Genomic DNA, 17973 nt, shown 5'->3' with positions numbered 1-17973 from the left:
TGCGCACCCAAGTATCGATCATCGGTGCAATACTCTAGTAGGAAAGGTTGCGTGTCCTACCATTCAGCCTTAAAAATCTACCGTTTATCAATTTAGGTGTCTAAAAATAGCTTAAATCAAGCCTGCCAGATTAGAATAATCACATGATGTCGTATCAGCAGAATGGTTTTTCTTTAATTGAGTTAATGGTAACTGTTGCCATAGTAGGAGTGTTGGCCACCATGGCAAACATTGGATTTGCCTCATTTCAAACTTCTAACCAACTTACTAATCTCACTTCTAGAATTGCAGGCGTGTTTAGACAGGCTAGCAATAAAGCCGCTATAAATAAAGTTCCAATATCCGTAGAAGTTAGAGCGATACTTGCTAACCTTACTACCCCACCACCAGCCACAGTAGTTGCTGAGCATATCTGGTTTGACACCATTGTAAATGAGATTGATGCAAATGGCGCCATCGCTCGTAGCATTAATTCAGGCTTACCAAATGTAGCTGTGGGCTCATCAGACGCCATTACCGTACAGTCAGGAGTTGATGATGTTACCCCCGAAGTTGAGTTTGCCAATGTTAGAGCAATTGTATCAGGAATTGCAGGTTGTGGAGTTGCAGCAACACTTACCCCATTAGTGGAATATCCTTTACTTCCATGCGGAGTGGTTACTTTTAATAATAGAGGCGAGCTTGCCAACGGAGTTCCCTTTAGTATTTTTATTTGTTCTGACGCTCAAGAAAACGAAGCCAGGGAAGTGTTCGTAAATGCCAGAGGAGTTGTTACGACAAGAAGTGCAACTGCTGCTACCGTTGAATTACTCGGAGGCATTTGTGCGTAATAAAGTTTGTGTAAAACTATCTAAAGGGTTCACTATCGTAGAAGTGCTGGTTGCATTATTGATTATATCTACGGTTACCTTAGCATTGGTGCAGTTACAAGGAGTTTCATTTGCACAAACTGGCAATGCCAGAGATCAGTTGGTTGCATCACAAATTGTCTTTGAAGTTGTTGATACCATTAATTATTTAGAACGCAGTAACACCACAGGCAATATTGTCAGTACATATAATTATCCATCCATCTTGACTGGAACTTCTGGGTCATCTTGCGATCTCACACAGCCTCTTACCAACATTAATAATTTTGGGGAGTGCGTCCGTTTAAGGTCTGCCACGCTGCTCAAGGATTCAACCCTAACGGTTACGGCTGTTGGTGCTACTGCTACGATTAGATTAACTTGGCAAGATAAAACATTTGGTCGCACAAGAGAGTTTGTTGCAACGGTGAGTATATAATGAAAAAACAAGCCGGGTTTACCTTAATCGAAACGATGGTGGCAGTGGGGATGAGTGCGATTTTGCTATTGGGTATAGCTGAGCTCATGAATTCTAATCAGCAAACCAGTGTTGCGAGCAGAGTTGTTGTTTCAATGAGCAATGACACAAGGTATATTTTTGATACATTAGGTAGAGATATCCGATTATCAGGTTTTAGATACATCACATCTTTTCCTGGATTTGCAGGTGTATCAATAAATGGCGCTACCGTGGTTTCAACAGATCAATTTTTAGCAAGCGCAGCACCTATCTCAGTGTTTCCAGGCTCTTCTCCTCCAACCACTAACCGAACATTGGCAGGGTTGGTTGCGTCTGAAGATATTCTCATTACCAGAGGAATTTCAACTGGCTATTTAGCCTTAGCTACTAACATAACATCAGGATTTAGCGGCCCTATTCCATTTGGCGCAATTACTTCTAACACAACTGATTCTGTTGTGGTGAATGGTGTCATTGCACAGGGTCATGCCATTCCAGCTACTCCAGTCATTGCTAGTGTGTTACAACTTGGAGGAGGGGCAGATAGCCAAAGACTTCTCAATCAAAATAGTCTGGGGGTTTTAATTAATTCAACAGATGCAGAGCCTTTTTCGGTAGGCGCTGGAACAGTTACTGCTTTTACTTCTGGCGTGTGTAACCCAACCCCAGTAACTATTGCTACTGGCGAAGTAGTTAAATCAACTTGTTTTCAAATACCCTCAATTAATAGAGTAGCGTCATCGGTGCCTTTTTCTGCAGGCAGTAGAATACATACTTCAAGCTATCGCCTCTATTATATTTGTAGCTACGATGCGACAATTACTTGTGGCGGAACACCAGCAATTGCTAATGGTTTGGCAGTATATACCGGTAATCCCGCTCTCCCCCCACAAGTGATTGTACAAAATGTTGAAGTTTTTAGATTGCTGGTGGGAGTAGGGGCAAGTGGTGCAATTGATACTTTTCAATCTTCTTCAGTGGCAATTCCATCAAGCCAGCAAGTACAGGCGGTACGGGTATTATTTATTTTAAGAGGCGAAAGATTTTTTAGAGTCGGAGTAAATCCAAGTATTCACAATCCAAACTTAGGAGCTAACTTTGGCACTATCACAATCGATAATGCATTGATAACGACACCTACCGTAGATCTACTCAGACGATTTGAATTTACCATGCAGAGAAGACAACTATAATGCTACCCATTAATTATAAAAATAGTAAATCGCAGAAGGGGGTTGCGCTTCCTGGTGCGTTACTCACTCTTATAATACTTACCGCTTTGATATTATCTACCTACCAACTTAACACCAATGAATACCTAAACGCAATCTCGTATCAAAATTCTACGAGAAGTTTCTTATTAACTGATTCTAGTTTATCCATTGCTACAAGAAGCGCGCTTCAAGTAGGTGCCGCATTTACCATTGCAAATGTACTGGCAAGAGAAACCGTACTTCCGTCATTGCTAAATGACATTAATCAAATTGCAACATTGACTGCGCCTACCAATAATTTTTTTTATCAAGTAGCATGTACTACTACTGCTGGAGCTTGCACTACTCCTGTAATAACGATATACAATGGCGCTGCTGCTAGTATTGTTACTGAACTAAACACACTAGGAAATAATATTAACAATATAATTCAAGACACTACTTTAAATTTTACCAATATTCGATCTTACAACTTACAGATTTATTATTTAGAGAAAGTTAATGCAAGTAGTACATTAATCGGATCAGGAGTAGGCTCTGGGCCACTTGCTGGAATTGTTGTTGGAAGTACTTACCGGGTTAATGTTAGGTTTCAACTCCGATTAAATAATGGAGTGGTGTCAACGATAAATCAGGGGGTAAATGTAACATTATGATTTTTCCAAAGCTACAGCGAAGTATTACTAGACTTATCCTGTTGGGAATCATGAGTGTAAGTGTAACACTAACACTTCTCGCTAGTGCATTATCTAACGCAGAAGACACAGATATCTTTTTCATTACTCCAAGCGCTACTTCGCTTACTGGGCCATTGGTTTTAATTATGCTAGACACTGGGGCGCTTATGACACAGGGAGATAGAGCAACCATTGCTGACGCGCTCACACCAATATTAGATCAGCTCAGTAGATACAATGGTAAAGTTGGGCTTTTAACCAGTTCACATGGCGCCAAAGTTGCTATCCCAGCCGTTGATCTAAACCTTAATGCGACTGCAGCAAATCCAACCGCACAAAATGCTTTTAAGAATCCAACCGCAAATAATTTTAACCAACAATTGAATAACTACGAAGCCGAACAATACAGCACTACCAATCCTATAACTGCTAATAAGATTTCTGGAAATAAAATCTCTACCATTTCTGCGCATTACTATACTGCTCAAGGAGTAACTTCATTTGTCCCAAATAATTTTAATTACTCTTGTCCAAGTACTACCCCAACTGGCGAAGATGCTTATCTCTTGCCTTATCCAAACCCCACTTCTGCTTTAGTGCCTTACTATGTATTTAATCTTGCTGATACTGGTCGAGGAACATCTTCCCTTACTTCAACTATCACTTTTCCGCCCGCTGCGTCTGGTTTACCAACTGGATTGCCTAGTTCTGTTACAGTTAGAGTAGGTCAGTATAATAGTAATCTTACCATTCAAAGAAGGGGTGATATAGTATTAACAGCACAAACTGATTTTAGAAATAATACAACTATAGGCGCTAATTGGGATGTATTTTCTAATAGCGGGCCTAATCCTCTTACTTACGGTAGTTTTCCTTACCTATTACAGCCATATACCATAGTATTTGTTAAAAAAGTTCCAGGATACTTAGATACTACTATTCCTACCGTAAATAATTCCTATATAACTGCTAACAACCCTGGTAGTTTTATACCTACTACGAGCCAAGTTGGATATTGGCTGATCCCTTTTATTTGTAGCACGAGTGAACAAGTAACTGGCACGAGTCCTGAATTATTCTATCGCTTTACTAATTTACCATTAAATAGAGCGGCAACGGTTGCTAATTCAAATTTGGAAATTTCTCTTGGTTGTTTAGGTATCAATACTGTAAAAGATAATGACGATGTTACAAACCCAGTCGTTAATTCTGGGAGCTTATCAGCTCTGCAGAAAATTTACGCGGGCTCTGTAGATAATATATATTGTAGCCAAGACCTATCTACTTCTACCCCATCATCACGGGGCACAAATTATCCGAGTGTTTTTACTACTGTGCAGTCTAGTTCTGCTATAAGAAGAGCTCCAATTGTAACTAGACTACCTATCTATAATTATAATTTTCAAGTTACTATTGAGTATATTGATGATTCGTTGCCATTTAGCGCCTCAAAACCAAATTCAAGATCAACTTTTAATGGCGCTTCTTTAGTGATCTGCGCTTCTAGACCTACTGGAATTCCAGCAGCAACAACTAATCTTGGGAGTGGAGTTTGCGACGCCTACTATACATATAATCATAATAGCTCTGTCATTTCTTTACCAATAGGTCAGTTATTGCAAAGTTTGATTAATAGATCATCTTATTGTGGGGCGTATGATAAAGGCATAACTGTTAGAGTCCGACCTGAGCTAAGTTCAAGTAATTACTATTACAGTGCCTCAACTAATGCTAATACAGCTGGTTTGCCAAGTTTTAAAAGCGGCGACCCAAATAGTAGTACGAATTTTGATTCAGTGAATTCCACGCAACAACCCATTGATAGATTTCAATTTTCAAATACTTCCTCCATTGGTCCTAGCTTTAGACCAATAATGTATATGAGACCAATGTTAACTTCTAAAGCATCTTTAAGTGTCTCTTTAAGTCAGCTGTATCCTGCTTCTGGAGTTAATAATGGTTGCCTAGAGAGAAAAACTGTGCTGTATGCTAATGGGACAAAATCATGGAGTTGGGGACAAGTTAATCCAAATTGGGTAAATAAAGTTACTGTTCCTTCTAGTAGATATAAGAATAGGAATTTTTATCAGCCAGGGTATATCTCCTGTGAGGCCCAACCTTCAGCGCAAACATCGGATTCAGTAGAAAACAACACTAGAAATTATTCTTTTGACATGTATGTAGGTAAGCGGGGCGCCATGGTATTGAATTTTGATCAAGTACCTCTTGATAGCACGAGTAACATTACCCGAGCCTTTCTAACTTTAAGCACGCCTATTATAAGCAGATACACAACAGACACAAGCGCAAGTCAGATTACTAAAGTTAATGGAGTTACTGTGCCTGCAGGGTCATTTAATCCTAGTGCCAATACATCTCCCTATGACTATGAGTACACCACTACTAGGAATTATTCTAGTACTCAAGTATCGTCGTTAGATATATATTTGAACTCACCAAAAAATAAAAATGCAAAAATTGATAGTGAATGGCTATACCCTAATGGACTAACGCAAGCAAGCTCTTTTAATTACCCAATTGAAGGAGACAGCTCTCCTGCCATGGTGTATAAATTTGAAAATAATAGTGGTGTCGGATACACGCCAACATCAAAAGAAATTGCAGAAATATGTGGCGCTAAACATTTGTCACCATCAGGTTCGGTGGGAACTGTAACTAATTGGAGTTTGGGTACTTGGAGCTATCAATATTCAAAACTCCCAGGCAACACCCCCATATCTACAAACCCCAATGACTTTAATGCAACACTTCCAGCTACCTATGTGCAGTATGATTCACCAAATCTTGCTAATCAAATTACCGCCTTGACTAGCATGACGGCTACTTCTGGTGGTAGTACGATACGGTGGCAACCAGGGAGTACATTAAGTTTTACTTTGCAGAATAGTACAGGAATTACAAATGATTCAGATTACAATCGCTACAAATGTAACCCTAATTGCTCGTCTAGCCCTCCTAGGTTGATTGGGTTTGGTGCGGCTGGTGATTCGCCAACTTTTGGTACATTGCCTCAGCCTAGGTTAACAATTTATTATCGTTGCGTAATTTCTGCAGTTGAATCTTGTCAAACAGTTAAGGAATATATTCCTAATTTTATTCGCTCGGAAGTAAAACCATTCGGTAAATGGTCGCTTCAGGCACAATTTCAAGAACTGATCCGATATATAAAAGGGGATTCAGTCTTTTATGGTCTTAGAAGGGGCGCTCATATCGCAAGCCCAAATGACACCACCTATGCAAATCGTTTGCGAATTAACAATCAATCGGACAGCGTAACAGAAGGTGTTATCCAAACAAATGACACAATCTCTAATCCTAATGCTATACAGTCTCCAGTGTTGGTTGCAGGATTGCCCTCAGCATGTTCTGCTTGGAATATTTCTGATCCTTCTTGTTTTTCTTCTACAGCTATCCAAAGATATTCTGGGGCACCAATTAGATATCGCTCACCATTTGATACATTTACCTTTTCAGACTGTGATAAGTTTTATATTTTAGTGATAGGAAATGCTAATGATTGGCCAGAACTCTCTTTAAAAGTTACTTCCAATATTAGAGCAATCTCTGGTGGTAGTGTGAGTGCTAACAATCCATATGTGCTTGCATTTTGTGACCCTTACCTTGCTACCAATAGTGGGTATTTTGCATCAAATACTGGCGCACAACCTAGTGCAACTTTGCCCTTATCTGAAGTAGAAAAAGCCAAAAGTTGTTTAAACCCTAGTGTAGCCCAAACCACAAATCCTAGCGATACATTTTTAAACTACATAGCAAGCTCTGGTGTAAGTAGCTCAGGCACTTGTATTTCACCGATTTCAGTATTTGCTCCAATTGGTATAAATCCTGTTTACTATACAACAACTGTTGATCTGAGTAGCAATGCAAATTTTAGTGGCACGATTCCGCCTACTTGGGATACAACAGGAACTGGTACTTTTCAGTCTTTAGCGACAGTTTTAGGAACGACATCTGCAATTGCAAATCATATTGCATCATCCAATGCTCGAGCGTATGAACATACTGCGAATTGCATTTACGAAATGGTTTCATGGTTAGCCAATAAGACCAAGTCAGTTACGGCTACTGGCGGTGGCTCTATAAAACCGTTTATAGTAAATTCATTCTTACTCGGCTCCGTCCCTGTAGCAGGGTTAACCCAAACTAGTATTTGGGAGCCTAATGCTATTAATGCATCTGCTACTCGTCCAAGTTTTTTAACCTCAGGGGGTGCTTCAAATGCAGTTATCAATGGTATAAGTAGAATCAGTAGTGGCACGGTTAGACTGAATGCTTCTTCATATGATCTTTCAGGATGGCTAAATGATTCATTAATATCAATATTAACTTCTGGCACTTCATTTGCATCACCTGCTGTAACGATTGATCAGTTTAGAAGTGATCGGGCGAGCGGTTTCATTTATTTTTCTTTATATATTCCATCTCAGAGACATTATTGGGAAGGAAATCTTAAGAAATATAGACTATGTTTATCTTCTGATACAGACACTGCTTGTAGTGGTAAAGCAGGATACATAGTTGGGAGCGATGGGAAAATATTTGTAGATGACAACGGTTCAACAGGTCTGTTGTTAAATTCATACTGGTCGTCAGCAGATAGCACCGATGTATTAAAGGGAGGGGCAAGGCAACAGTTGTATAATCAGATGAATTTTAATACAACATCCAACACTAGTTTTAATTTTTATCGTCCAAGTGTTGGCTCTCCAATAGCAACTGGTGTGGATATTACTATAGACGCGAGAAGAGTTTTATTTTCTTCAATATTCCCACACCAAGATATTACCTACCCGTTTCCAAATACCGCTTCGTACTATCCAACATCGTCAGTTGCTCCGCATGATAATTTAGTTGATTGGTCAAATCTTAAGTCGTCTGTAAGTATTAAAAGATATGGGCAAAGACAGTTTAATATAATTAATCAAGACACTATTCCATGGTTAACCTCATTCGCGCAAAGTGAAAACAACCAATCTAAATACTATGGATCATATAACTGTTGGTATTTAAGATCTTTTGTTCAATATAGTAATCCAACTTCCCCATTACCAAATTGCAGACTGAGATCGCTAAATGAAAATTCACTTGTGTATTACACACAAGATGGCACCAGTGGTATTTCAAGCGTTCTTTCGTGGCTCTATGGAGTAAATGAAGGTGGCGGATCATTGCCGCTTACGACTAATAGTGTTCGTTATAATTTTCCTTCTGCCGTGCATGTCACCCCTCGAGTTCTGTCATTCAATGGTGAGTCCCCGAATGATGTAGTTAAAATTTTAATCGGCACTAATGATGGTCAGATTCGGTTAATCAATGATGATACAGGAAGAGAAGAATGGGCGTACCAATTAGTTGATATTTTTCCAAAAGTTTATAAATTGTTTAATCCTAACGATCCAAATACTTTAAACTACGACTATAGCACTGAATATCGTACGGTTGGTATGGATGGAGAGATTTCTATCAAGAGAATTAGTTGCTTAACTTCGTATGCTACTGGTGATTTAGATAATCCAAGCACTTCAAGTGCTAATTGCTCCCAAGCTGATCGTTCAATTCAACGATCCAATGGCGAAGTAGTATCCCTCGATGGGTATAATACATATTTTGGACTTCGAAGAGGTGGGGTTGGATTATATTCATTAAGCCTAAACCTAATTAATAATCTCAATTTTGGTAATAAAGATAAATTAATCATCGGTGAAAATTCCAGCCATAATAATCATGTTATCCCAAGTTTAAACTATCGAATTACCGCAAATAATATTATTAACCCGCCTGCTCCCCCAAACATAAGCTCACCCCTTACTGCACTTCCGCAATGTTCTGCTTCGTACACGGATTCTGGTAGCGATTTTACTAACTGCTATCCAAATTACCCTACCCAGAGTGCATTACCAGCTACATGGGTTTTAGATAATCGTATTGGTCAGATTTGGTTTGAGCCATCAACTGTATTAGTGCGTGATTCGTTATCAACTTCTTCAACGAGTGTATATGTTGGAATTGGTGATAGTGATAAAAAAACTAATTATAATTTTCTAAATACTCCGAATAATTACAGAGATGTTGTGGTGTTTGGAGGGGGTTTTCACGATACTTTTGACAGCACTGATTATGTCGCACTTACTCCAGCGGCTGTACCAGTAAATTATGGAAATGCAATTTATTTTGTTAATGCTTTTGGTAAGGAGCAAGCTTCTGAAATTGCTGAAAAATTGAGAAATGGCGGCTCTAGAGTAACAAGTATTTATGAATCTTCCGATAATCCCATCGTACTAAGAGTTTCTAACGATGGTGCAAATATTTCTGGGACAAATGTAAGCGGGGCAGTCGTTGGGGATTATGCGGACATGCTCTACCCTATCGTGGCGCCGGTAGTAGCGACAAAAAACACTACCTCAAATTGTCCTGCTACAGCTATTAATTGTATAGACCGAGTTTACGCTGTTGATATCGTTGGCAATGTCTGGAGAGTTGATGTGCTAGATCTTGGTGCCTCTAGTTCTCCTAGAGTCATCGTAAAAAAAATTGCATCTTTGAGCACCTTAGGTAACAACACTACGAGAAGGTTTTTCTTTAATCGCCCAGAAGTTGTCCAAGTGAGAGATTATAATTTTGGAGCATTTCGTGCGAGTTTTGATCTGATATTAATTACCAGTGGAAACAGAGAAAAGCTTACTACGAGCGATCTTAAACAAGATGGTGCATTTGCTATCATTGAAAACTTTGCATTAAACGGAATGAGTAGTAATAGCGCTGCAGCTAATTACTATAATAATCATCCATCTGTAAAAACAGTTTCAGATCTTACCAATCTTTCTAATACTACCTTAACCAGTGCGCAAATATTAACTATGGTGTATAACCCTAGTACTGGAACTGGTGGATGGTATTTCAATTTTGATAATGCTAATAGTGAAAGAGCTACGAGTGGTGGTTTTGTTCTCTACGGCATTTGGAATTTTCCTTCATTTACTAGAGCTGGGACTAATTTTGTCAGCTCGGGCAATACTTGTGCAGTAAGTAATGGATCAGGGTTTACTTATCATATTGATGTGCTAACTGCACTTCCGCTTGATGATCTTAATAATGATGGAATTGTAGATATTTCAGATAGAAAATTGTACAGAGGTGGGACTATCCCTAATTTATCTATCGCACAACTAGGAAACCAAACCAGGTTAATTGCTCAAGCTGGTGGTGCAATTGCCCCTAATAATCAAAAATTACAGAAAGTTATAGATGACCGAAGTATTACTAATGGATTAATAAAAAGCTATTGGTATGAAGAATAATATACAAACATTGAGTTTGTTGTTATTCTGGAGTACCTTGCTCTTGGTTTCAGATTTATTTGCAGAGCAACCAGTTTTTCATTCAGGTGATGGGGGGGCTCAAGTTGAACAGAGTGGTAACCAAACCATAATTACTCAATTTACTGATTCCACAATCATACAATGGGAATCATTTTCAATTGGCCAAGGCTCTGTAGTTGAATTTAGACAGCCATCAACTACATCAATTGCAATTAATGCAATACTGGGACAACAACCAAGCCAGATACTAGGCTCACTGGTAGCAAATGGACGGGTGGTATTACTTAATCCAAACGGATTTTATTTTGGTGCACACTCTTCAGTTTCTGCAAATACTTTTATTGCAGCTACTGTTACTGCTCGGCAAATAGCATATAACGCCGATCAAAATTTAATTTCCATTGAAAACGGACTCCCCACTAATTCCATTGAGCTTCAAGGTGTTATCCAGGCAAAAAAAATACAATTGCTAGCAGAAACTGTTAGCATCCATCAAAACTCAGTCACTCATTCAGGTCAAGCATATGGGAAGGTGTTAATAAGAGCGTACCAGGATATCTTGTTGCAGGGGCGTGTTAGTGCAGTTGAAGGGGAAGTAGACTTGTTTGCTTCGGCTTCATTGATAGGTAGCGGGGAAGTGCAAGCAAACGTTGCGGAATTAAATGCTGGATATATTTCACTCAGTGGCAACTATCGCGCTGATACCATTTCCATTCGTGGTGGTGCAGTAGCGCTTAACACCGAGTCGCGCCTCAATGCTCAAACAGTATCCGTGTCAGCAGTCAGTAGTGATATTATTTTGTCGTCAACAATTAACGCCACCTCGGTTATGCTACAGGCAAAAAACTCACTTTCATTATTTGGCGCGCAAGTGTTTGCCCACACCATTGTTCTTGGTACGCCACAGACATACCCTGCTATCATTGCTATAGATACCTCTTCGTTGCTGTCAGTAAGTGCGACCAATACTACATCAGCAGGATATCTCTTTATTAAGGGCAATCTTGTTGAGCAATATGGTACTTTGTTGGCTAATGCACAATATGGTAATGGAGGTTTTATAGAAATATCAGCCCATACCCAATTAAAATTAGGCAATGGAATAGTACAAGCATTCTCGCAATTTGCTAGTGCAGGTACTATTGTGATAGATCCAGATTATATTTTGATTTCAGATCTTCCTACTTCAGTAGATTTTTTTCAAACAATTATTTCTAGATTTGTCTCAACATTTAATCCAACGCGAGATTTAGTCAATGACTCTAACTTTGGCTCATCGGTAGCCTTAAGCGATCTATATTTAGCTATTGGAGCTTCAAATTTTACAAATAGCAATGGTGATAAAACTGGCAATGTGTATATTCTTAATCTAAATACTAGTTCTTGGACTGACTTATATAACACTACAAATAGCCCTGTTTCCTTACTAATTGATAACACAGTGGTAGGCTTAAATCCTAGTTTTGGTAGCTCAATTTCTCTTTATGGTGACTATCTTGTCATTGGAGCGCCAGGGGCAATTACAAATAATGCTGGAGTTAAATTGGTAACCGGAAAAGCATTTATTTATAAATTAGATGGCGGAAATGGTTTTACAGCTACTTGTGCTACGACTGGTCTTCTTATTAGCGCTTGGTGTGATCTTTCTAGTATTCCTGCATCCCCTGTACCCTCACTTGCAGCCAATAGTGGCTTTGGCTCAGCGGTTGCCGTGCGAAATAACAATATTGCGATTGGTGCGATAGGTGTAGCTCCAGCAGGACTTGCTACAAAAAAACATGGGAATGTATATTTATACAATATCACTTCACAAGTCTGGACAAATATTGGCACTACCTATCCAACTACGGTATCTCGTGCTAATGCTCAATTTGGATGGTCAGTTGCATTAAACTCAGATTTTTTAGCAGTTGGAGCTCGAGAATATACATTGGATTCTTCCTGCACAGGCAATAGCTGTATTTTAAATGGTGAAGTATTTCTCTTTAGAATCAATGGAACCAATGCCTTTACATCTGCTTGTGAGACCGTTGGAACGCTTACTTCTCCCTACTGTGCATTATCAACCATTGATGTGGATACTGCTACTGTTGGAGTCCAAAACCCATTCACATTAGTTGCGTGCAAGGATAATCTGTATTGCTATTTTGGCAATGCGCTTACAATTAATGATTCATTTATTTTCCTAAGCGCTAATTATGCTGGCGAATATGCTATTGGAAAAATTTACGCGTACCGTATTGATGGAACTAAATATTTCCAATCATCATCTACTAACTGTGGCACAACGGGATTGATCAGAGCAGCATCACCATTTTGTGATTTTTCATTATTACCAAGTTCACCTTTTGTGCGACTTGCAGATACCAGTAGAGATGAAATTAACCTAGGAAGCTCACTTGCGTCCAATAATTCATTTCTAGTTGTTGGCGCAACAAATTATTATATTACACCAAGCACTGGAGATATTAAATTTTATACGGGCAATGTGTACACTGTTGCGCTCTGTGTCCTTAATTCAACCCCATGTGCTAATCCATGGACTTCATTAATAGATATTGATGAAAATATCACTCAAGCAGGTATTCAAAATCCATTTACGGCATTTCCGATTGGTACAGAGTATCAATTAGGAAACGCAGTTACGCTCAATGTTAATTTTATAGCAGCTGGGGCCTGGAAATATTTAGTTAACAGAGGCAATGTGTATCTGTATGCCTTAAGAGACAGATCATTCACTGACATTTATAATACTAATTATAATGCTTCTGATACATTTAGTAGTGGAAGCGCATTGGGCACTTCTGTAGCAACCTACATTGATACTGCGACACCAGCTAATTCTTATGTGTTACTTGGTGCGCCAGGTTCCGTAAATGATCGGGGTAGTGCGTATCTGCTTAAATTTAAAGTAAACTCACACTTAGATTTTTGGTGGGAGGATCTTTCCGCCGCATTACTTAGTAATCAGCAGGTAAGTAATAATTTAAGAAGCTGCACAACTTCATCAACACCAGGGAGTCTTTGTACTGGAGGTAGCAAGTTTGGTACTTCAGTGGCTATCAATAGCACCTATGCAGTGATAGGCGCGCCAGGTGAAAATGCTGGACAAGGTGGAGCATATATCTTTAGGCTTGACCATAATAATAATGTCCCTAATCCTGGCAACACTTGCCCTACTCCAACTTCAACTACTATGCAACCTTGGCTTTGGTGTAACTTATCTAATTATGACACAGACACTACAGGAGGAAATCAAGTACCGCAAAATCCAATTTTATTATTAGCAGCCAATGCAAATTTTGGTTACTCTGTTTCTATATCTAGTAATGACCATATTATAATTGGTGCACCTAAGGCTACAACTGGTGCAACTAACACCGCTACTGGAAATGCTTTTTTACTATCTCTTAATCCAGCAACTAACTACGACAGCAATTGTCATACCGGTGCTGGGCCAACCTTCAACACCTTTTGGTGTGATTTATCAACTACTACTACTAATCCTAATCCAATTACAACCTTAACGAGTGGTGCGAGATTTGGTGAATCAGTTGTTATAAATTCAACCTATGCAGTTATTGGTGCCTCAAATGCTAACTCTGGAATTGGTAATGGCTATATCTATAGAATTAATGGTAATACCAATTCTTTTAATGCAAGCTGTGGCACTTCAACACCTAACTCATTGTGGTGTACGATTTCTAATGCTAATGGTTATTCTGCCCTTGCTTTACCAACCGGAAGCAAATTAGGTTCGTCTGTGTCTATAACCAGCGATAGTAGATTAGTCGCTATTGGAGCCCCAGGTACTAGTACTATGAAGGGTGAAGTGATAATTTATAAAACCGATAACGCCAATGTGTTTTCCAGTAATTGTGCAATTTCTGGAACTTTAAACACTCCATTTTGTAAATTATCAACGCACTCATATTATAGTAGCCTACCTCTGGTAGCAGGTTCGTCATTCGGCGCTTCAGTTTCAATTCAAACTATTCCCATCACGGTTTTGAGCGTCACACAAAATATTGATTTTGTGTTAATTGGCGCACCAAAAGATAGTGCTGGCCAAGGTCGTGCGTATCTCTATAATATAAATTCTACAAATACTACTACCCATAAACTGGGTTGCGTGTCTACTACTACTTCTAATTCTTGGTGTATGTTTCAACTCAGCTCAAGCCAATCACAACCTTTCGGTAGTTATGCAAACTATGCCTTTGGCACTTCAGTATCATTAAATAGTTACTACTCATTAGTGGGGGCACCAGGGGTGTCTTACAATTTGGGTGAGGCATACATCTTCTACAACGATCAGGTAAATCGCTTTACTACTGAATGTGCTCTACCAGTTGGAGGAGCTACTCCAAGTGTGTCAACATGCTCACTTGCTCGTTTTTTAACTAGTTCTAATTTATTAAGTGGAGCCTCACCTTCCTCCTCTTTGAGTGGAGCTTCAGTATTTGGAGTCTCTCTTGCGTTAACTGACACAACGGTTATTATTGGCGCACCAGGATTATTTTCTGGTCGTGGTGATGCTTTTATACTTTCCATAAAAGATTTAACTTGGCTAGATCTAGCTACTACAATTCGGCAACCAATTTTGGCGTTACCAGTTGGATCTAATTTTGGGGCTTCGGTGGCTGTTGCTAATTCAAATCATTTGATTGGGGGTAAAAATTCATCTGTATTTTTAATTGGCGCACCTGGCAAATCTAATGGCAGAGGAAGCGCATACCTGTACAGCCAACCTGAAATCAATAGTCTAACCTTCTCAACTAATTGTCAAGTTAATGCTGCAAGTATATCAAGTCAGTGGTGTAACCTTGAGGATGCTACTATGAGCACCGTTGGTGTTTTAGCAGAAGGCAGTTTATTTGGTACTTCAGTTGCGCTTTACTCAGACGCTACAAGACTCATGGCTATTGTTGGCGCGCCTGGTGCAATTACTGGCATAAGTCCTACTCAGATAAAAACAGGCGATGTTTATCTTTATAATGTGTCTGGTCTTGATTCTTTTAATGCTACCTGTGGAGTAGCAGGTCCTACCACACCGTGGTGTAAACTATCAAACTCAGGTGATTTTGCAAGTCAAGCGATAACACAAGGCAGCAACTTTGGATTTTCAGTAGCATTAAATGCACAGTATGCGCTTATTGGAGCACCAGGGGCATCATCACTACGAGGTGATGCGTTCCTGTATCGCATTTCAGGGGAGCCAACCTTCAATGCAACTTGTGGCATTGCTACTGCTACTTCAGCTTGGTGCAAATTGTCGACCGCAACAGGATTTTCAACTTTATCTTTAGCTTCAGGGCATTGGTTCGGTTATTCGGTTGCGCTAAATAATAATGTGCTATTGGTTGGCTCACCAAATGCATCAGTCGGAGGGAATGCGTTTTTATACCGCATCAATGGGACAAATTATTTTGATAGTTCCTGTGTTACTACTGCAGGAACATTAACTACGCCATGGTGCAGGCTCTCTTCACTTGCTGCGTATCCTGCTGTAGCTGGCGATAAGTTTGGGTGGTCGGTATCAATAAATGATTCCTTTGTAGCGGTGAGCTCTCCTTATTTTCATGCTAATGAAGAAGGGACTGCGTACCTGTATGAAATAGCAACCACTACATTTAATAATGTAAGATCTGGCGGCGCTTCAAATCCTGCAAATACATTAGCCATTAATTCTTATTTTGGCTATGATATTGCTTTAAGTAATAGTTATATTTTAGTCGGGGCACCAGGTCAGAACAATGCCAATGGCAATGCTTTCTTGTATTTAATCGCCAATTACGGTACGCTAGCCTCTAACACCACAATTATTTCAACCGCTTCGTTAACTTCTATGCTAAGTGCAAATGTTAGTTTGATCGCGACGAAGGACATTAGCTTTGCTTCCTCATTTACTTATCTCGGTGCAAACACGCTCACCTTAACTGCTCCAACCATTAATGCATATTATCTATTTCCAAAATCGGATATCGTTACTGTTACTAATCTAACTATTAATGCAACAGGTGATATTGGTACAGAATTACATCCACTAATTTTTGATGGGCAGTTAGCCAATCTAACCGCGGCTTCCAGTGGTGGTAATTTGTATCTTGCCCATGTCTCCAATGTTCAGTATCTCATCAGCGCTTCTCAACGAAGTTGTTCTGGTGTTTCTTGCCTTTCGGTGGCTTCTGCTAATGAGCTTTCCTTGTCCCAGTTACATGGTGGAATTAATTTGACTTCAAATATTTTGTTCGCCAACTCTATTGGCACGCTAACCTTACGCACGCTCGCTCAAAATTCTGCAATAAATACCAATTCTTTTTCTATCACCACATCAAGTTCTACAGCACTTCAACTCATTTCAGCTACAGGTATTATTGGTTCGGGAACATTTTCTGCTTCGCGAGTTACTTTGCGAGCGTACTATGGTGATATTGGACAATCAGGTACCAGCCTAGGGTATATCATTTCTCCCGCTCTTCCAATTAGTGCGAACAGTATAGTATTGTACGCGCCTTTTGGATCAGTGTATTTAAGAAGTAGCAATACCGTGAATGTCAGTAGCTACCTGTTAGGATCATTAAATACTAATTTCGCTTTTCTTGAACAAACTACTGGTAATGTGGTTTTCACAAGTTCTTTTATAAAACCTACTTCACAACGACCTCTAACCTTGCAAATCTCTGCATTACAGTCGGGGAGTTCTATCAATGTAGGTAGCTTTTCAATTTCATCGGACTCAATTTTATTATCAGCGCCTCTAAATATTTCTGGCTCTGGTACCCTAAGTACCGATGCTAATGGAAGGTTACAATTGGTGGCAACTAATGGCTCAATAGGAACTTCTCTCGCGTCGCTGATTTTAAATACTACTTCAAGTAATTGGACTACCTCTAACCTCACCCTCTCTGCACCTGCAGGCTCAATATACATCAAAACACCAATACCAGATATTCTAACTGTGCTTACCATTCCTTCCTCTACTATTGCCTTTAGTCCAAGTGCTACTTTTGATTATGAGTATACCGCAGGAAATATTAGTCTTCCAAGCTCACTGATATATCCAAATGCAACTATTAAACTTACCGCATCAGCTACCTCTGCAACCATAGATCTCTCTAGCTTCAATATTACCGCTACCACAATCTCCCTTACCGCTGATACAAACCTCACCACTACAACGGGCATCCTAACATCAGGAGCATCTGGAACTATCTCCCTCACCTCCACCAATGGAGATATCGGTTCCTCAACGAACCCCATTTTGATTACTCAAAACGCAATTACAGGAGACCTTAGTGCATCTGCAGCTGCAGGAAATATCTACCTCTCATCAACTTCTTCATCACTTACCCTTGGTGCAATTACCAGCGCAACTGCTGCCACCAATATAATTTTAATTTCCGCCTCCGCAAC

6 protein-coding genes are annotated in these 17973 nt (G+C 39.5%); all 6 read left to right on the top strand.

Annotated elements, in window-relative coordinates; genetic code table 11:
• The first annotated feature begins 143 nt into the window (after positions 1–143).
• Positions 144–830, top strand: coding sequence for a prepilin-type N-terminal cleavage/methylation domain-containing protein (locus tag QM538_05180; GenBank protein MDI9347877.1), 687 nt, complete (start codon positions 144–146; stop codon positions 828–830).
• Positions 823–1287 carry a prepilin-type N-terminal cleavage/methylation domain-containing protein gene (locus QM538_05175; GenBank protein MDI9347876.1) on the top strand — a complete coding sequence of 155 codons (465 nt, stop codon included), beginning with the start codon at positions 823–825 and terminating at the stop codon, positions 1285–1287. Before QM538_05180 ends, QM538_05175 begins: the two co-directional genes overlap by 8 nt.
• Entirely contained in the window at positions 1287–2501 is a 1215-nt protein-coding gene (locus QM538_05170; GenBank protein MDI9347875.1) for a prepilin-type N-terminal cleavage/methylation domain-containing protein, read from the top strand. Before QM538_05175 ends, QM538_05170 begins: the two co-directional genes overlap by 1 nt.
• Entirely contained in the window at positions 2501–3178 is a 678-nt protein-coding gene (locus tag QM538_05165) for a hypothetical protein (GenBank protein ID MDI9347874.1), read from the top strand. The genes QM538_05170 and QM538_05165 overlap by 1 nt, the downstream gene beginning before the upstream one ends.
• Positions 3179–3228: 50 nt before the next feature.
• Positions 3229–10536, top strand: coding sequence for a hypothetical protein (locus tag QM538_05160; protein ID MDI9347873.1), 7308 nt, complete (start codon positions 3229–3231; stop codon positions 10534–10536).
• Positions 10526–17973 (top strand): filamentous hemagglutinin N-terminal domain-containing protein (locus QM538_05155; protein MDI9347872.1); only part of this gene is annotated, 7448 nt, incomplete at its 3' end. The genes QM538_05160 and QM538_05155, both read left to right, overlap by 11 nt.

This window comes from Candidatus Methylacidiphilales bacterium (assembly GCA_030054035.1).
Classification (GTDB): Bacteria; Pseudomonadota; Gammaproteobacteria; order JASGCS01; family JASGCS01; genus JASGCS01.
This window is presented reverse-complemented; position numbering and strand designations above follow the sequence as displayed.